A 17865-nucleotide genomic window follows, 5' to 3' on the forward strand; every position below is an offset into this window, starting at 1 on the left:
GGCCCGCTTGACAGCCAGGCGCTTGCGCCTGGCGCGTGTGGGCGGGCCAGGGAGTCACGCTGCCTGGGTGCGCGCCTGCTGCTCTTGTTGCAGGTAGTCTGCAAGCACCTGTTGTTCGCCCGCGCTGGTGAACAGGCCCAGCTTGGTGCGGCGCCAGAGAATGTCTTCAGCGCTGCAGGCCCATTCGTTGCTGGCGAGGTAGTCCACCTCTCGAGCGAACAACCCACCACCAATTGCCTGGCCCAGGTCTTCCGGCCCTTGCACGCCCTCCAGCAACTGCCATACACGGCTGCCATAGGTCAGCACCCAGCGCCTGGCGATATCGACCGGCAACCAGCCACAGCGCGCCAGCACCGCATCTACCAGAGCCTGCACCGTGGTCATTTGCTCACCACCAGGTAGCGGCGCGCCAGCGGTCCAGCTGCCGCGCATCTGTGGGAAGTGCGGCTTGAGCTCGGCCATCGCCGATTCGGCCAGTTTGCGGTAGGTGGTCAGCTTGCCACCGAATACCGACAGCAACGGCGCTTGCCCTTCACTGGCGGACAGCGCCAGGGTGTAGTCGCGGGTGACCGCGGACGGATTGTCCGATTCGTCGTTGCACAGTGGGCGCACGCCGGAATAGGTGTGCACGATGTCGCTGCGGCTGATCTGGTGGTTGAAATGGGCGTTGACCACTTTGAGCAGATAATCGGTTTCCTGCTCGGTGATCGCGACTTTGGCGGGGTCGCCGCTGTACTCGCGATCGGTGGTGCCGATCAGCGTGAAACGCTCCAGGTACGGGATGCAGAAGACGATACGCTGGTCCTCGTTCTGCAGGATGTAAGCGTGTTCGCCTTCGTACATGCGCGGCACAATGATGTGGCTGCCCTGGATCAGGCGGATGCCGTAGGGGGCATCGAGCTTGAGGTCGTCCTTGATGAAGCTGGCCACCCACGGCCCGGCGGCATTGACCAGGGCACGGGCGCGAATGGTCTGCAGGCGGCCGTCAGCGTGCTGCAACTCCACTTGCCATAGGCCATCCACACGCTCCGCGCGCAGGCAGCGGGTGCGGGTATGGATATGGGCACCTTTTTCCCGTGCGGCCATCGCATTCAGCACTACCAGGCGGGCATCGTCCACCGCGCAGTCGGCGTATTCGAAACCACGGCTGATCGCAGGCTTGAGCGGGTATCCCGGGCCGAAGCGCAGGCTGCGCGAAGCACCCAGGCGCTTGCGCTTGCCCAGGTGATCGTAGAGGAACAGGCCAGCGCGAATCATCCAGGCAGGGCGCAAGTGCGGGCGGTGCGGCAGCACGAAGCGCATCGGCTTGACGATGTGCGGGGCTTTGGCCAGCAGCACTTCGCGCTCGGCCAGCGCTTCACGCACCAGGCGGAACTCGTAGTGCTCCAGGTAGCGCAGGCCGCCGTGGATCAGTTTGCTGCTGGCCGACGAGGTGTGCTGGGCCAGGTCGTCCTTTTCGCAGAGGAATACCTTGAGGCCACGCCCGGCGGCGTCGGCAGCGATGCCCACGCCATTGATGCCGCCGCCGATCACGGCGAGGTCATAGCAGTCGGCGACTTGGGGCTGGGACGAAACGGGCTGGGACACGGGCAAGGCCTCCTGGGGCTGTTCACATCGAATATGAACATTGATGTTCGTTTTCGAAAATACTAGCGCAACAGAAAGCTGGTCGCCAGTCAGTCTTCATAGAAAAAACTGATCAGATGACAATGAAATGAACATTTACGAAAGTTTTGGATGATCGGTTTGAAAGGTATCGCGCCTGTGAGATCGAGCGCGGCGCGGGCGACGCTCGATCTCACAGGCGCGACAAACCTTGCGGCATGCGCCTGTCAGCCCTCAAACCACCTCAAGCCGGATCTTGTACTGGTTCAGCAGCTGGGTGAGGGTGGGAGTTGGCGCCTGGTCGGTCACCAGGCAGTCGACCAGGCTGATCGAGCCCATGCGCACCATGGCGTTGCGCCCGAACTTGCTGGAGTCGGCGGCAAGGATCACTTGTCGGGCATTGGCGATGATTGCCTGGGATACCCGCACTTCCTGGTAATCGAAATCGAGCAGGCTGCCATCTTCGTCGATGCCGCTGATGCCCACCAGGGCGAAGTCGACCTTGAACTGGTTGATGAAGTCGACACTGGCCTGGCCGACGACGCCGCCATCACGGCGAACCGTGCCACCTGCCACCAGCACTTCGAAATCGTCCTTGGCGGCTAGGATCGCGGCCACGTGCAGGTTGTTGGTGATGACTTTCAGGTGGTTGTGGTTGAGCAGTGCCCGGGCGATGGATTCGGTGGTGGTGCCGATGTTGATGAACAGCGAGGCATGGTCGGGAATCTGCCGTGCCACGGCTTCGGCGATGCGTTGCTTTTCGTCGCGCATCTGATCGGCGCGCATGGCGTAGGCGGTGTTCTCGATGCTCGAGTCGTAGGCCGCGCCCCCGTGGTAGCGGCGTAGCAGATTGAGCTCGGCCAGCTGGTTGATATCACGGCGGATGGTTTGCGGTGTGACGACGAACAGCTGCGCCATTTCTTCGATACTGACGTAACCGCGTTCGCGCACCAGTTCGAGGATTTGTTGTTGGCGAGGGGGCAGATTCATGGGCGGTCCTTTGGGGCTGCCGGACAAATGCTGCAATGATGCCGTAGGACGCGGACTACGACCAGTAGACTATCGGGGCGGCGGCGGGGACAAATGCCCTGCATCGATTTTGTGGCCTGCGCTGGCGCTTCTTTGTAGGAGCGGCCTTGTGTCGCGAAAGGGCCGTGAAGCGGCCCCAGGATTTTCGCGTCATAGCAAATGCTGCTGGGGCCGCTTCGCGGCCCTTTCGCGACATAAGGCCGCTCCTACACGTGGTGTAGCGCCTGTCAGGTAGGATCAGGCCTCGTGATCTTCCCAGTCACGGGTACGGTCGACTGCCTTCTTCCAGCCTGCGTACAGCTTCTCTTTCTGCGTTTCATCCAGCTGCGGGCTGAACTCGCGCTCGATGATCGCCTTGTCGCGCAGTTCGTCCAGGCCGCTCCAGAAGCCACAGGCCAGGCCTGCCAGGTAGGCCGCCCCCAGCGCCGTGGTTTCGCGCATCTTCGGCCGCTCCACGCAGGTGCCGAGGATGTCGGCCTGGAACTGCATGAGGAAGTTGTTGGCCACCGCGCCGCCGTCCACGCGCAGCTCGGACAGGCGCTGGCCGCAATCCTGCTGCATTGCGTCAAGCACGTCGCGAGTCTGGTAGGCGATCGATTCCAGCGCGGCGCGGATGATGTGGTCCACCTTCACGCCACGGGTCAGGCCGAACAGTGCGCCACGGGCATACGGGTCCCAGTACGGGGCACCCAGGCCGGTGAAGGCAGGCACCAGGTATACGCCGTTGCTGTCCTTGACCTTGCTGGCGAAGTATTCGGTATCCAGTGCGTCGTTGACGATCTTCAGTTCGTCACGCAGCCACTGCACGGTGGAACCACCATTGAACACTGCACCCTCCAGCGCATAGGCCACTTCACCACGCGGGCCGCAGGCGATGGTGGTTAGCAGGCCATGGGACGACTTCACCGCCTGGTCACCGGTGTTCATCAGCAGGAAGCAGCCGGTGCCATAGGTGTTCTTGGCCTGGCCCGGTTCCACGCACATCTGGCCGAACAGTGCCGATTGCTGATCACCGGCGATACCGGCAATGGCGATACCGCTCTTGGTATGGCCGTAGACCTCGGAGGAAGGGCGTACCTCGGGCAGCATCTGCCGTGGGATGCCGAGGATTTCCAGGAGCTTGTCGTCCCACTGCAGGCTGTGGATGTTGAACATCAGCGTGCGCGAGGCGTTGGTGTAATCAGTGACATGCACCTTGCCGCCGGAGAACTTCCAGATCAGCCAGGTATCGATGGTGCCGAACAGCAGCTCGCCGCGCTCGGCGCGTTCGCGGGCACCCTCGACATTGTCGAGGATCCACTTCAGCTTGGTGCCGGAGAAGTATGGGTCGGTGACCAGGCCAGTGGTTTCGCGAATGTAGTCTTCATGGCCGTCGCGCTTGAGCTGGGCGCAGATCTCGGTGCTGCGGCGGCACTGCCAGACGATGGCGTTGTACACCGGGCGGCCGGTTTCCTTGTCCCACACCACGGTGGTTTCACGTTGGTTGGTGATACCCAGTGCGGCGACCTGGGCGTGGCTGATGCCCGCCTGGGCCAAGGCCTCGACCATGGTCGCGCTCTGCGTGGCAAAGATTTCCATCGGGTCGTGCTCGACCCAGCCCGCCTGCGGGTAGTGCTGGGCGAACTCGCGCTGGGAGGTCCCCACCACATTGGCGTCGCGGTCGAAAATAATGGCCCGCGAACTCGTGGTGCCCTGGTCCAGGGCGATGATGTAGTTCTTATCCTGGGTGTCTGTCATGGTCGTAGGCCTTGCGAAAATAGGGGGTCAGGGCTGGGCGTGATGCCGGCGTCAGTTGACTTGAGTATCGCCCTGGCGATTGTCATTTGTCTCAGGGTTCACGGCGGCTGCCATTGGCAGGTTGCGTGCGATCAGGCCGCGATAGGTCGCGGCACCCAGGCAGGCGCCAAGGATCGGTGCGAACACCGGAACCAGGAAATAAGGCATGTCCCGACCGCCAGTGAAGGCGATTTCGCCCCAACCGGCCAGGAAGGTCATGAGTTTTGGCCCGAAATCGCGGGCCGGGTTCATGGCAAAGCCGGTCAACGGGCCCATGGCGCTGCCGATCACGGCGATCAGCAGGCCGATCAGCAGCGGGGCCATGGCGCCGCGCGGCAGGCCGTTGTTGTCGTCGGTCAGGGCCATGATCACGGCCATCAGGATGGCGGTGATGATCACCTCGACCAGAAACGCCTGGCCGGTGGACAGCGATGGGTGCGGATAGGTGGAGAAGACCGAGGCCAGTTCCAGGCTGGCTTCGCTACCGCGCAACATGGCGTGGGCCTGTTCGAAATCGAAGAACAGGTTGCTGTACAGGGTGTAGACCAACGCTGCGCCACAGAACGCGCCGCATACCTGGGCCAGCATGTAGAAGGGCAGCTTGCGCTTGTCGAAGCCGGCGAACAGTGTGAGGGCGATGCTCACCGCGGGGTTCAGGTGCGCGCCGGAAATACCGGCGGTGAGGTAGATCGCCATGCTGACGCCCACGCCCCAGATTATACTGATTTCCCAAAGGCCGAAGCTTGCGCCCGCGACCTTGAGCGCGGCGACGCAGCCGGTACCGAAAAAGATGAGCAGTGCAGTGCCCAGGAACTCGGCCAGGCATTGGCTGGAAAGCGTGGGTTGGCGTAGAGCAGTCGTCATGTATGACCTCGTTTTTTTTGTTGTGAGGCGCGTGGCGCTCGACAGCAAAGCCCGGAGTCTATCCCCGTTGACCCGGGCAGATGTTGGAAATGCACCTTAAAAGTGCACCATTTTATTCAGAAACGAAAAAATATAGACAAGAAACGCTGATGTCAAAGGTCGAAAGTGAACGGTCGGTCACGATCTGGATGCTGATTTCAGGTGCGGATCCGCGTACTAGAGCCGCGCAATTGCGGTGCGCTGGCTGCGGTGTGGGAATTGTCCTAAAGTAGCCGCCGAGCTGTCCCGACCGGAGCCCCCGCATGACCCCCGCCCTAGACCTGTTGAAGAAACACCGTGCCGAGCATCGTGTGCACAGTTACGAACATGACCCCAAGTCGGCGTCATATGGCCTGGAGGCGGCGGAAAAGCTCGGTCTCGACCCGCAGCAGGTGTTCAAGACCTTGCTGGCGAGCAGTGAGAAGGGTGAATTGCTGGTGGCGGTGGTACCTGTGGTGGGTACGCTCGACCTCAAGGCCCTGGCCCAGGCTGCCGGGGTGAAAAAGTGCGAGATGGCCGACCCGGCGTCGGCGCAGCGAGCCACGGGGTACCTGGTGGGCGGGATCAGCCCGCTGGGGCAGAAGAAGCGCCTGCGCACCTTCATCGATGATTCGGCGCAGAACTTTGCAACCATCCATGTCAGCGCCGGGCGGCGTGGGCTGGAGGTGGAGTTGGCGGCGGTGGTGCTGGCTGAGTACACCCAGGGCAAGTTTGCCGGGATTGGTCGGGGCTGAGATTTCTGGGGCTGCTTTGCAGCCCTTCGCGGCACAAGGCCGCTCCTACAGGGGGAATACGTACCCTTGTAGGAGCGGCCTTGTGTCGCGATGGGCCGCAGAGCGGCCCCAAAATTTCGAATCAGGTCGCCGAGCTGTACCGGCGAACGCCGTTGTCCTGCCGCGGCAACTGCGCCGCCACGCTGCCCGGCACCGGGAACAGCACCAGGTGATCGGCCTTGACCGCAATCCCCACATCCTCACCGACCTGACGGTCGTCATGGCTAGGGAAGATCGCCTCGAGCTGGCTGCCGGTCGGCAATTGCAGGCGGTACAGGGTCGATGCCCCAAGGAAGCTCTTGCCGACGATGTTCGCCTGCAGCGCACTGCCCGGTGCGTGGACGATATCGTCAGGGCGCAGCAGCACATCCACCGAGCTGCCCGGCGCCATGATGTAGGCACGGTTGCCGCGTAATTCACCCAGCTCGGTATTGACCGCCTCGTGGCTGATCATCTGCCCACGGATGAAATACCCCTGGCCAATGAAGCTGGCCACGAACGGCGTCTGCGGCTCGTGGTAAAGGTTGTAGGGCGTGTCCCACTGCTCCAGGCGGCCTTCCTTGAACACGCCAACCTGGTCGCTGACGGCAAAGGCTTCTTCCTGGTCATGGGTCACCAGGATGGCGCTGGTGCCGCGGCTCTTGAGAATGTCGCGAACCTCATGGCTCAGGCGCCGGCGCAGCTCTACGTCGAGGTTGGAAAATGGTTCGTCGAGCAGCAGCAGTTGCGGCTCCGGTGCCAGTGCACGGGCCAGGGCGACCCGTTGCTGCTGGCCGCCGGACAGTTCATGCGGGTAGCGCCCGCCCAGACCGCCCAGCTTGACCAGCTCGAGCATCTCTTCGATGACCTCGGCCTGGCGGGGGTGCTTTGCGATGCCGAAGGCAACGTTCTGCGCCACGGTCAGGTGCGGGAACAGCGCGTAATCCTGGAACACCATGCCGATGCGGCGTTTTTCCGGGGCCAGTGTGAAACCGGCCCGGGAAATGACTTCGCCAGCCAACTGGATCTCGCCATCGTGTATCGGTTCGAAACCGGCGATGGCGCGCAGGGTAGTGGTCTTGCCGCAACCGGATGAACCCAGCAGGCAACCGATGTCGCCTGCGTTCAGGTGCAGATTGAGGTTCTGAACGATGCGCTGGTCGCCATAGCCGCAGGCGAGGTTGCGCAGGTTGAGCAGTAGGGGTTGACTCATGCGTGGTGGTAAGCCGGTTCTACAAGGAATTCGAGAAGGGCCTTCTGTGCATGCAGGCGGTTTTCAGCCTGGTCCCAGGCGACCGAACGTGGGTCGTCGAGCAGGTCATGGCTGATTTCCTCACCACGGTGGGCTGGCAGGCAGTGCATGAACAGGGCGTCGGGTGCCGCCAGGTCGAGCAGTTCGCGGGTGACCTGGTAAGGCGCGAAATGCGCCAGGCGCCGTGCAGTTTCCTCCTCCTGGCCCATGGAAGTCCAGACATCCGTGGTCACCAGATGGGCGCCGCGCACGGCTTCCTTCGGGTCACGTACGATCTGCACGTGGTCACCACCAATGGCCATGAAGCGTGGGTCCGGCTCGTAGCCTTCCGGGCAGGCAATGCGCAGCTGGAAGTCGAACTGCCTGGCTGCCTCGATGTACGAGTTGCACATGTTGAAGCCATCGCCGATCCAGGCGACGGTCTTGCCCTGGATCGAGCCGCGATGTTCGAGGAAGGTCTGCATGTCGGCCAGCAGCTGGCACGGGTGCGACTCGTCGGACAGCGCGTTGATCACCGGCACACGCGAGTTGGCGGCGAATTCGGTCAGGGTGCTGTGGGCGTGGGTACGGATCATCACCACGTCGAGCATGCTCGACAGCACGATGGCGCTATCGCTTATCGGCTCGCCACGGCCCAGCTGGGTGTCGCGCGGGGACAGGAAGATGGCCTGGCCGCCGAGCTGGATCATGCCTGCCTCGAATGACACGCGGGTACGGGTCGAGGACTTTTCGAAGATCATGCCCAGCACGCGGTTCTTCAGGGGCTCGAACAGCACGCCTCGCTTGCGCAGGTCCTTCAGCTCGATGCCGCGGCGGATCACACCGAGCAATTCGTCGGTGGTGAAGTCCAGCAGGGAGAGAAAGTGCCTAGCGCTCATGATTGACTACCTTATCTGCAACGGTATGCAGGTCGACCGTATGGTTTTTTTTGACAACGGGAGTGACCTGCGGCGTAAGCCGCACGGGGGCGGACGAAATAGGGAAAGGCGCAATACTATAAGTAAATGTCGCCTGAAGCCAAGAGGGGAAACAGCTGCCCAGTACCAAAGGGTGTTGCAAAGGGTGTCTTTACCCGACGGGCAGTGCTGTTTTTTATTTGCTACAGAGGTTTGTACACGGCTTGCCAGCAATTTGGCAAATGGCTGTCGCAAATCGTGTGCCTGATGTCGGCGGATTCACACCGCGAAGTGCGCTGGCCGGTGGCGGGGGCTGGGCGCATAGTCGATGTTCGACAACCTTCTACACATCCTCCACAACAACAAGGCAGAGGCGGCCATGACCAAGACCCTGCATCACCGTGCCTGTCACCTGTGCGAAGCGATCTGTGGGCTGAACATTGAAGTCAGCCATGACGACGATGGGCGGGCGCTGATCAGTTCGATCAAGGGCGACCCCCAGGACCCGTTCAGCCGCGGCCATGTCTGCCCAAAGGCCGTGGCCCTGCAGGACATCCAGAACGACCCCGACCGCCTGCGCCAACCGCACAAGCGGGTGGGCGAGCACTGGCAGGCCATCGGCTGGGACGAGGCCTTTGCCCTGGCCGCCGACAGGCTGTGGGCGATCCAGCAGGTCCATGGGCGCAATGCCGTGGCGGTGTACCAAGGCAACCCGAGCGTGCACAACTACGGCCTGATGACCCACAGCAACTACTTCCTGGGCCTGCTGAAAACCCGCAACCGCTTCTCTGCCACCTCGGTGGACCAGTTGCCGCAGCACCTGGTCAGCCACCTGATGTACGGCCATGGCCTGCTGCTGCCGATCCCGGACATCGACCAGACCGGTTTCATGTTGATCCTCGGCGGCAACCCGCTGGCCTCCAACGGCAGCATCATGACCGTGCCGGACGTGGAAAAACGCCTGAAAGCCCTGCAGGCCCGGGGTGGGCGACTGGTGGTGGTGGACCCGCGGCGCAGCGAAACGGCGGCGATGGCCGACAGTCACCTGTTCATTCGCCCTGGAGGGGATGCGGCCTTGTTGTGTGGCTTGCTCAACACCCTGTTCACTGAAGGCCTGGCGCGCGGCTCGCACTTGCCGGTCATCGGCTTGCAGCAGGTGCGCGAAGCGATCGCGCCGTTCAGCGCGGAGGCCATGAGCGCGCACTGTGGCATTGCCGCGACAGACATTCGCCAGCTGGCAAGGGACTTTGCCGCGGCCGACAGGGCGGTGTGCTACGGCCGCATGGGGGTTTCGACCCAAGCCTACGGCACCCTTTGCCACTGGCTGGTGCAACTGATCAACCTGGTAACCGGCAACCTTGACCGTGAAGGCGGCGCGTTGTGCACCGAGCCTGCCGTCGACCTGGTAGCGACCACCTCGGGTGGCCATTTCAACGCCTGGCAGAGCCGGGTGTCGGGCTTGCCCGAGTACGGCGGCGAACTGCCCGTGGCGGCCTTGGCCGAGGAAATGCTGACGCCAGGCGAAGGGCAGGTGCGTGCGCTGGTGACGGTGGCTGGCAACCCCGTGCTCTCAACGCCCAATGGCCGCCAGCTGGATGTGGCGCTGGAGGGGTTGGAGTTCATGCTCAGCATTGACCTGTACATCAACGAAACCACCCGCCATGCCGACCTGATCCTGCCCTCCACCTCGGCGCTGGAAAACGACCATTACGACAGCACATTCAACTTGCTGGCCGTGCGCAACGTGACCCGCTTCAACCGGGCGATCCTGGCCAAGCCCGAAGGGGCATTGCATGACTGGGAGATTTTTGTCGGGCTGGCACAAGCGTTCGCCAAACGCGCCGAGCTGGAGTTGAAACCGACCTGGGCGCCAGCGCAGATGATCGACCTGGCCCTGCGCAAGGGGCGTTATGGTGAAACGACACCCTGGCAGCTTTCGCTGGCAGCGCTGGACGAGCACCCGCATGGCCTCGACCTGGGGCCATTGCGCGCCAACCTCGCTGCGCGCCTGACGACTGCCAGCAAGGCCGTCGAAGCGGCGCCCCAGGTGCTGCTGGATGACTTGGGGCGACTGGCGCAACAGGCCCCTCCGGTGCCGGGCGAACTGCTGCTGATCGGCCGTCGCCATGTTCGCAGCAACAATTCATGGATGCACAACTTTCATCGACTGGTGAAAGGCAAACCGCGCCATCAGTTGTTGATGCATCCGCAGGACCTGCAGCATCGTCAGTTGCAGGACGGCCAGCGAGTTCGTATCCGCTCGCGTACCGGGGATCTTGAAGTCGAGGTTCAGGCCTGCGAGGACATGATGCCCGGTGTAGTCAGCCTGCCCCATGGCTTCGGTCACTCTCGTCAAGGCGTGCACATGCAGATCGCCAAGGCGCAACCTGGGGTGAGTGCCAACGACCTCACCGATGAGCGCCTGCGTGATCAGGTTTCCGGCAACGCCGCCCTCAATGGCGTACCCGTGCAGGTAGAGGCCGCGTAAGGAATGGTAAGGCCGAGCATGCTGCTCGGCTTTCCGTTACAATGCGTCACCGTGCCGACGACCGCGTCGGAAAGTTCAGCCGAGGTGCTACATGGATATCATCGAAACGATCAAAGAGCAGATTGCCAACAACACCATTCTGCTTTACATGAAAGGCTCGCCGAATGCCCCGCAGTGTGGCTTCTCTGCGCGTGCATCGCAGGCCGTGATGGGTTGTGGCGAGAAGTTCGCCTACGTCGACATCCTGCAGAACCCGGAAATCCGTGCGAACCTGCCAAAATACGCCAACTGGCCGACCTTCCCGCAGCTGTGGGTAGCCGGTGAACTGGTCGGCGGCAGCGACATCATGCTGGAAATGTTCGAGAAGGGTGAGCTGCAGACCCTGATCAAGGAAGCGGCTGCCAAGGCCAAGGCTTCCGAGGCCTGAATTTCCGGCAAGCATGAAAAAACCCGCTGATCGCGGGTTTTTTCATGGGGCGAATATTTATTCTTCGCCCATCTGCGACTGCAGGTAGTTCTCGATACCAATCTTGTCGATCAGCCCCAGCTGGGTTTCCAGCCAGTCGATGTGCTCTTCCTCGGACTCGAGGATATCTTCGAGCATGTCACGCGAGCCAAAGTCGCCAGCGGTTTCGCAATGGGCGATGGCCGCTTTCAGGTCGACCAGGCCTTTCTGTTCGATCTTCAGGTCGCATTCGAGCATCTCTTTGGTGTGCTCGCCAATCAGCAGCTTGCCCAGGTCCTGGACGTTGGGGATGCCTTCGAGGAAGAGAATACGCTTGATCAGTTTGTCAGCGTGCTTCATCTCGTCGATGGATTCCTTGTACTCGTGCTTGCCGAGTTTGTTCAGGCCCCAATCTTCGTACATGCGTGCGTGCAGGAAGTACTGGTTGATCGCGACCAGCTCGTTTCCGAGGATCTTGTTGAGATGCTGGATGACGCTTACGTCGCCTTTCATGTCGGGTTCCTGCCCTGTAGAAGTGTGCCAATACAGTGAAGTTTGAGCCCGATACTTAGGTGTGTCAAACCTAAGTTCTTGAATAATAAGTGAAAATTAATGGAAATAAGAATGTTTGTGAACCGCGTTGGAGCGCTAACTTATTGAATTGCGGGCATAAAAAAACCGGACGCAAGGTCCGGTTCTTCGAATTCTTTGTTATCAGGCTGCGGTAAATTCCACGGGGTAGGGCAGGGCTGCCTGGCTGACCTGAAGCTCGGTCAGGGTCTCGCGGACCACCTGCTTGGCAACGCAGGCACATTTGCCGCACTGGCTGGCGACGTTTGTGGCGGCTCGCACTTCCTTGTAGCTGCAGCATCCTTCATAGATCGCATCGCGGATCTGTCCGTCGGTAACGCCGACACAAAGACACACATACATAAAGGCTGACCATCGTTGGTGGGCTCGATGGAGTGGAGCTTAATGTTAATGAGAATGCTTGTCAAAGGGGTTTCTGAAAGGGCCGTGCTTGAGCGACCGGCGGTTGCTTCGTCGTTGGAGTCGGCCTGTCACCAGAAGCCGTGTATGATGGACGGCCTTTGTTGGATGTCGGGCAAGCCCGTCTGGCCCGGCAAACGGTTTTTCACCCTCATCAGGAGATTACAATGAGCGTACTCGTTGGTAAGAAAGCCCCCGATTTCACCGTTCCGGCCGTGCTGGGCAACGGCGAGATCGTCGACAGCTTCAACCTGGCTTCGGCCATCAAGGGCAAGTACGGCCTGGTGTTCTTCTACCCGCTGGACTTCACCTTCGTCTGCCCGTCCGAGCTGATCGCCCTGGACAACCGCATCCCTGACTTCCAGGCGCGCAACGTGGAAGTGATCGGCGTGTCGATCGACTCGCACTTCACCCACAACGCCTGGCGTAACACCCCGGTCAACAACGGTGGTATCGGCCAGGTCAAGTACACCCTGGCTGCCGACATGACCCACGAAATCTGCAAGGCCTACGACGTCGAGTCCGAAGGCGGCGTAGCCTTCCGTGGCGCCTTCCTGATCGACACCAACGGTGTTGTTCGTTCGCAGATCGTCAACGACCTGCCACTGGGCCGCAACATGGACGAGCTGCTGCGCCTGGTCGACGCCCTGCAGTTCCACGAAGAGCACGGCGAAGTCTGCCCTGCCAACTGGAAAAAAGGCGACAAAGGCATGAACGCTTCGCCGGAAGGCGTTGCTGCCTACCTGAGCGAGAACGCTGGCAAGCTGTAATTGCCGCGTGCATGAAAAAACCGGCCCTTGTGGCCGGTTTTTTTGTGCCGTCCTGTGCCGGCCTTTTCGCGGGCTTGCCCGCTCCCACAGGAATAGCACAATGGCTGAGGCCACTGCAGTACCGGTGGGAGCGGGAATGCGCGCGAACGCTTTTGCAGATCAATCGTTGAAATCGCGCCAGCCGCCCATCTCTTTCCAGCGGTTGACGATGCCGCAGAACAGCTCGGCCGTCTTCTCGGTGTCATAGCGCGCCGAGTGCGCCTCACGTCCGTCGAAGTCGATGTCGGCGCTCTGGCAGGCCCGCGCCAGTACGGTCTGGCCATAAGCCAGGCCCGCCAGGGTAGCGGTGTCGAAGCTGGAGAACGGGTGGAACGGGTTGCGCTTCAGGTCATTGCGCGTCACCGCCGCATTGAGGAAGCCCAGGTCAAAGCTGCTGTTGTGGCCGACCAGGATCGCCCGCTTGCAACCATTGGCCTTGAGCGCCTTGCGTACGCCACGGAAGATGTCGGTCAGCGCACTTTCTTCGCTGACTGCCATACGCAGCGGGTGGTCCAGCTTGATCCCGGTGAATTCCAGCGCGGCCGCCTCGATGTTGGCGCCCTCGAATGGCTCCACGCGGTGGAAGTAGGTGTGCTCGGGGAACAGGAAGCCCTTTTCGTCCATGCCGATGGTGACTGCGGCAATTTCCAGCAGGGCATCGGTAGCGCTGTTGAAGCCGCCGGTTTCAACGTCTACCACTACCGGCAGATAGCCGCGGAAACGCTCGGCCATCGGATGGCGCGAGCCGCTGCTGCCTTGGGTGTCGAGGTCGTCTTCGTAGAGGTCTTCGCTCACGCGTTTTCCTCCAGCAGGCGCCAGCGCAGTTTTTCGCCGGCGCGCAGCGGGACTACGGTCTGCTCGCCAAACGGCAGGCTATCCGGGGCGGTCCATTCTTCGCGGACCAGGGTAATGGTGTCGGTGTTTGCCGGCAGGCCGTAGAACGCCGGGCCGTGCAGGCTGGCAAAGCCTTCCAGCTTGTCCAGCGCGTTACGCTGCTCGAACGCTTCGGCGTACATCTCGATGGCTGCGTAGGCGGTGTAGCAACCGGCGCAACCGCAGGCGGCTTCCTTGGCGTGTCGGGCGTGTGGGGCCGAGTCGGTACCCAGGAAGAACTTCGGGTTGCCGCTGGTGGCCGCATCCAGCAACGCCACCTGATGGGTGTTGCGCTTGAGGATCGGCAGGCAGTAGAAGTGCGGGCGAATGCCGCCAACCAGCATGTGGTTGCGGTTGTACAGCAGGTGCTGCGCGGTGATGGTCGCGCCGACGTTGGCCGGGGCCTCGGTGACGAACTGCGCGGCATCGCTGGTGGTGATGTGCTCGAACACCACCTTCAGTGTCGGGAAGCGCTCGACCACACGGCGCATATGCTCGTCGATGAAGCGCTTCTCGCGGTCGAACACGTCGATCTCGCTACGGGTCACTTCGCCATGCACCAGTAGCGGCATGCCAACTTCCGCCAGCGCCTCGATGGCCGGGAAGATGTTGTCGATGCTGGTCACGCCCGAGTCTGAATTGGTGGTGGCGCCAGCAGGGTACAGCTTGGCGGCATACACGAAACCGCTGGCCTTGGCCGCGCGGATGTCCTCGGGGCTGGTGCGGTCGGTGAGGTACAACACCATCAGCGGCTCGAAGCGGCTGCCAGCCGGGCGGGCGGCCAGGATGCGCTCACGGTAGGCGCCGGCCTCTACGGCATTGCGTACCGGCGGAACCAGGTTGGGCATGATGATGGCACGGGCGAAAGTACGCGCCACATCGCCAACGGTGTGGGGCAGGACGGCACCATCGCGCAGATGGATGTGCCAGTCGTCGGGACGCAGGAGGGTCAGGCGATCGGACATTGGGGATTCCAGGCGGGTCGAACTCAAGCCCCAATGCTACCGGAAAACCCTGGGTGGAGCACGGCTATCAAGTTTTCCGCCAGGCGTCCGATAGCCTGCAGGTAAGCCGTCAGAATTTGTGGAGCCGCCCGTGCGCCAGCGTTACCTAGCCCTGTTGACCCTGTTCGCCAGCCTGCCGGCCGGTGCGCTGACCTTCCAGACGCGCATGGAAAACATTGCCTGGAAGGTCGAGGGTGACCAGTTCGAATGCCGGCTGATCCAGCCGATCGACGGTTTCGGCAGTGGCGAGTTCGTGCGCCGCGCGGGCGAGCAACCGGTGTTCCAGTTGCGCTCGGACAGCAACGTACTGGGGGCGGGCACGGCCACATTGCTGGCAGCTGCTGCGCCGTGGCAGCCTGGGCGCAGCGACATCAATCTGGGCAGCGTGCGCATGGCCCGTACCGGGGTGTTGTTCAGTTCTTCCCAGGGCCAGGCCAGTCGCCTGATCAACGGCCTGCTCGATGGGCGCAGCACGGTGGTACGCAATTATGCCGGCGAGGCGGGCAGGCCGATGGAAGTGCGTGTGCTGCCGGTCAGCTTCGCCAAGGCCTACAACGACTATCAGGCCTGTGCCGGCAAGCTGCTGCCGATGAACTACGATCAGGTGCGTCAGACCCAGGTGGGCTTCCCCGGGGGAGGCTTCGAGCTGGATGGCGCGGCCAAGGCACGGCTGGACGTGATCCTCGACTACATCAAGGCTGACCCGACAGTTAACCATGTAGAGCTCAACGGCCACTCCGACAACAGTGGCAATCGCCTGACCAATCGCGACATGTCGCGCCGCCGGGCACTGGCGGTAGCCGACTACCTCAAGGCCCATGGCGTTCCGGAAGAGCAGATTACCGTGCGTTTCCATGGCGAGCGTTATCCATTGGCGAAGAACACCAATGCTGCCAACCGGGCGCGTAATCGTCGGGTGAATATCGAACTGGATCGGGTTGCGGTAATCGAGAAGCCGGTTGAGAAGCCTGTCGAAAAGGCCCCTGAGCCAACACCTGCCAAGTCCTGAAGGCTGCTCCCACACGGCATTTCATAATTTCCGACGGTAAGTCGCCCTTCCGAAACTTCTTGTCGCTTTGTCGTCAGAAGCTGTCGCCCCACTGTAAATTTATCCGTAACGTCGTTAGAATCGATCCCTTTCCGTACAACCCCGTGGAGTGATGGCATGGCGGACGTAAAAAAGGTCGTACTGGCGTATTCCGGCGGCCTTGATACTTCGGTGATTCTCAAGTGGCTGCAGGATACCTACAACTGCGAAGTGGTGACCTTCACCGCTGACCTGGGGCAGGGCGAAGAGGTCGAGCCGGCTCGTGCCAAGGCCCAGGCAATGGGCGTTAAAGAGATCTACATCGACGACCTGCGCGAAGAATTCGTGCGTGATTTCGTGTTCCCGATGTTCCGCGCCAACACCGTCTACGAGGGCGAGTACCTGCTGGGTACTTCCATCGCCCGTCCGCTGATCGCCAAGCGCCTGATCGAAATTGCCAACGAAACCGGCGCCGACGCCATTTCCCACGGCGCCACCGGCAAAGGCAACGACCAGGTGCGTTTCGAACTGGGTGCCTACGCGCTGAAGCCAGGCGTCAAGGTAATCGCCCCATGGCGTGAGTGGGACCTGCTGTCCCGCGAGAAGCTGATGGACTACGCCGAGAAGCACGGCATCCCGATCGAGCGCCACGGCAAGAAGAAGTCGCCGTACTCGATGGACGCCAACCTGCTGCACATCTCCTACGAAGGCGGTGTCCTGGAAGATACCTGGACCGAGCACGAAGAAGACATGTGGCGCTGGAGTGTCTCGCCTGAGAACGCCCCGGATCAGGCTACCTACATCGAGCTGACCTACCGCAACGGTGACATCGTTGCCATCGACGGTGTCGAGAAGACTCCGGCCACCGTCCTGGCCGACCTGAACCGTATCGGTGGTGCCAATGGCATCGGCCGTCTGGATATCGTCGAGAACCGTTACGTCGGCATGAAGTCGCGCGGTTGCTACGAGACCCCTGGTGGCACCATCATGCTCAAGGCCCACCGTGCCATCGAGTCGATCACCCTGGACCGCGAAGTCGCTCACCTGAAGGATGAGCTGATGCCGAAGTACGCCAGCCTGATCTACACCGGCTACTGGTGGAGCCCGGAGCGTCTGATGCTGCAACAGATGATCGACGCTTCGCAGGTCAACGTGAACGGCGTGGTACGCCTGAAGCTGTACAAGGGCAACGTCACCGTTGTCGGCCGCAAGTCGGACGACTCGCTGTTCGACGCCAACATCGCTACCTTCGAGGAAGATGGCGGCGCCTACAACCAGGCGGATGCAGCTGGCTTCATCAAGCTCAACGCCCTGCGTATGCGCATTGCTGCCAACAAGGGCCGCTCGCTGCTCTGATTACCGTCATGTGCGGCAAGAACCCCGGCTCAGGCCGGGGTTTTTTTTGTCCGTGGAATCAATGGCCGTCGTTCGCCACCTGTTCATCAAGCGCGCTGATCGATAGTTGCGCGCACTGGCGTCTGTCCAGGTTGCAAAAGCGCCAGGTGCGAGATTGCTGAGGCGGTTGGGCGAGGGCGGACAGCAATTGCTGCTCCATCATGCGATAGGCATCGGGGCCGGAAAACATGAACGTGACAGGCTCGCCCTGCAGCGCTTCGCCGGTACTACCGGGCATTGCATGCTTGGACACATCACTCGGTGTCGATGTGTTGTCGTTTGTCGTCCTGTTTGGCGACGGGTCGTAGAACGACTTGTAATTGAAGTTGAGCGTGAGGAAGAACAGTGCCGTCAGGAAGAATGGGAAGCCCACCAGAAACCAAGTATAGAGCTTTTGACTGGACTCGCTGAGAAACGGCAATGTGGCAAGGGCGGAGGCTTCGATAATCCCTGCGAAGATGGCAATGATCGTCAGCGGGGCGACAGGTTGTACTTGGTGCATATGGGTCGTCTCCAGCGATTTTGCATATCTTTGCCTTACCGCGCTGCTCAACTAAAGACTGGATTGTTTCCCGTGAGAATAATCGCTCGAAATCCTGGTGATGTTGCCTGTTCAGGTAT

At 61.5% G+C, this 17865-nt stretch carries 17 protein-coding genes; 6 read left to right on the plus strand and 11 right to left on the minus strand.

Annotation, left to right across the window (positions count from 1 at the left end):
• Positions 1-54: 54 nt before the first annotated feature.
• The 4 genes from glpD to IMX18_RS02990 form a co-directional block, all read right to left on the minus strand.
• The gene (gene glpD / locus IMX18_RS02975) at positions 55-1587 is read right to left on the minus strand and encodes a glycerol-3-phosphate dehydrogenase (protein WP_100412734.1); all 1533 of its coding nucleotides are present in this window, start codon (positions 1585-1587) and stop codon (positions 55-57) included.
• Between the two features lie 252 nt (positions 1588-1839).
• Positions 1840-2595: a DNA-binding transcriptional repressor GlpR gene (gene glpR / locus IMX18_RS02980; RefSeq protein ID WP_015271570.1), complete on the minus strand. Its 756-nt coding sequence runs from the start codon at positions 2593-2595 to the stop codon at positions 1840-1842.
• Positions 2596-2871: 276 nt separating this feature from the next.
• Positions 2872-4371: a glycerol kinase GlpK gene (gene glpK, locus IMX18_RS02985; protein ID WP_015271569.1), complete on the minus strand. Its 1500-nt coding sequence runs from the start codon at positions 4369-4371 to the stop codon at positions 2872-2874.
• A 51-nt stretch (positions 4372-4422) separates the two neighbouring features.
• Positions 4423-5274, minus strand: coding sequence for an MIP/aquaporin family protein (locus IMX18_RS02990; protein WP_015271568.1), 852 nt, complete (start codon positions 5272-5274; stop codon positions 4423-4425).
• Positions 5275-5576: 302 nt separating this feature from the next.
• Between IMX18_RS02990 and ybaK the strand changes: the two genes are divergently transcribed.
• On the plus strand, positions 5577-6047 hold the full coding sequence (gene ybaK / locus IMX18_RS02995) for a Cys-tRNA(Pro) deacylase (RefSeq protein ID WP_015271567.1): 471 nt from the start codon (positions 5577-5579) through the stop codon (positions 6045-6047).
• A gap of 121 nt (positions 6048-6168) precedes the next feature.
• Here the strand turns inward: ybaK and IMX18_RS03000 are convergent, their stop codons facing one another.
• Both IMX18_RS03000 and argF read right to left on the minus strand, forming a co-directional pair.
• Positions 6169-7278 (minus strand): ABC transporter ATP-binding protein, encoded by a 1110-nt coding sequence (locus IMX18_RS03000; protein ID WP_015271566.1) that lies wholly within the window; start codon positions 7276-7278, stop codon positions 6169-6171.
• Entirely contained in the window at positions 7275-8195 is a 921-nt protein-coding gene (gene argF, locus IMX18_RS03005) for an ornithine carbamoyltransferase (RefSeq protein WP_015271565.1), read from the minus strand. The genes IMX18_RS03000 and argF overlap by 4 nt, the downstream gene beginning before the upstream one ends.
• Positions 8196-8592: 397 nt before the next feature.
• Here argF and IMX18_RS03010 point away from each other — a divergent pair, with 397 nt between their 5' ends.
• Both IMX18_RS03010 and grxD read left to right on the plus strand, forming a co-directional pair.
• Positions 8593-10701 (plus strand): molybdopterin oxidoreductase family protein, encoded by a 2109-nt coding sequence (locus tag IMX18_RS03010; RefSeq protein WP_015271564.1) that lies wholly within the window; start codon positions 8593-8595, stop codon positions 10699-10701.
• Positions 10702-10792: 91 nt separating this feature from the next.
• Complete coding sequence (grxD, locus tag IMX18_RS03015; RefSeq protein WP_003254949.1) at positions 10793-11128, plus strand: Grx4 family monothiol glutaredoxin; 336 nt, start codon at positions 10793-10795, stop codon at positions 11126-11128.
• Positions 11129-11185: 57 nt separating this feature from the next.
• Here grxD and bfr read toward each other — a convergent pair whose 3' ends face one another.
• Entirely contained in the window at positions 11186-11659 is a 474-nt protein-coding gene (bfr, locus tag IMX18_RS03020) for a bacterioferritin (protein WP_003258014.1), read from the minus strand.
• A gap of 201 nt (positions 11660-11860) precedes the next feature.
• Positions 11861-12079, minus strand: a complete 219-nt coding sequence (locus IMX18_RS03025; RefSeq protein WP_003254947.1) for a bacterioferritin-associated ferredoxin — start codon at positions 12077-12079, stop codon at positions 11861-11863.
• A gap of 224 nt (positions 12080-12303) precedes the next feature.
• On the opposite strand from IMX18_RS03025, the gene IMX18_RS03030 reads away from it, so the two are divergent.
• Positions 12304-12906, plus strand: coding sequence for a peroxiredoxin (locus tag IMX18_RS03030; protein ID WP_003254945.1), 603 nt, complete (start codon positions 12304-12306; stop codon positions 12904-12906).
• 159 nt (positions 12907-13065) lie between these two features.
• On the opposite strand, the gene rnt is transcribed toward IMX18_RS03030, so the two are convergent.
• A complete protein-coding gene (gene rnt, locus IMX18_RS03035; RefSeq protein WP_230388460.1) occupies positions 13066-13677 on the minus strand; it encodes a ribonuclease T in 612 nt (203 codons plus the stop codon).
• 59 nt (positions 13678-13736) lie between these two features.
• Positions 13737-14783 (minus strand): dihydroorotase, encoded by a 1047-nt coding sequence (gene pyrC / locus IMX18_RS03040; protein ID WP_015271562.1) that lies wholly within the window; start codon positions 14781-14783, stop codon positions 13737-13739.
• A gap of 130 nt (positions 14784-14913) precedes the next feature.
• Here pyrC and IMX18_RS03045 point away from each other — a divergent pair, with 130 nt between their 5' ends.
• Positions 14914-15831 (plus strand): flagellar protein MotY, encoded by a 918-nt coding sequence (locus IMX18_RS03045; protein WP_015271561.1) that lies wholly within the window; start codon positions 14914-14916, stop codon positions 15829-15831.
• Between the two features lie 156 nt (positions 15832-15987).
• On the plus strand, positions 15988-17205 hold the full coding sequence (locus IMX18_RS03050; protein WP_013973956.1) for an argininosuccinate synthase: 1218 nt from the start codon (positions 15988-15990) through the stop codon (positions 17203-17205).
• 58 nt (positions 17206-17263) lie between these two features.
• Here the strand turns inward: IMX18_RS03050 and IMX18_RS03055 are convergent, their stop codons facing one another.
• Positions 17264-17746: a hypothetical protein gene (locus tag IMX18_RS03055; RefSeq protein ID WP_015271560.1), complete on the minus strand. Its 483-nt coding sequence runs from the start codon at positions 17744-17746 to the stop codon at positions 17264-17266.
• Between the last annotated feature and the right edge of the window lie 119 nt (positions 17747-17865).

The sequence above is a fragment of the Pseudomonas shirazica genome (assembly GCF_015168335.1).
GTDB classification, from domain to species: Bacteria; Pseudomonadota; Gammaproteobacteria; order Pseudomonadales; family Pseudomonadaceae; genus Aquipseudomonas; species Aquipseudomonas asiatica.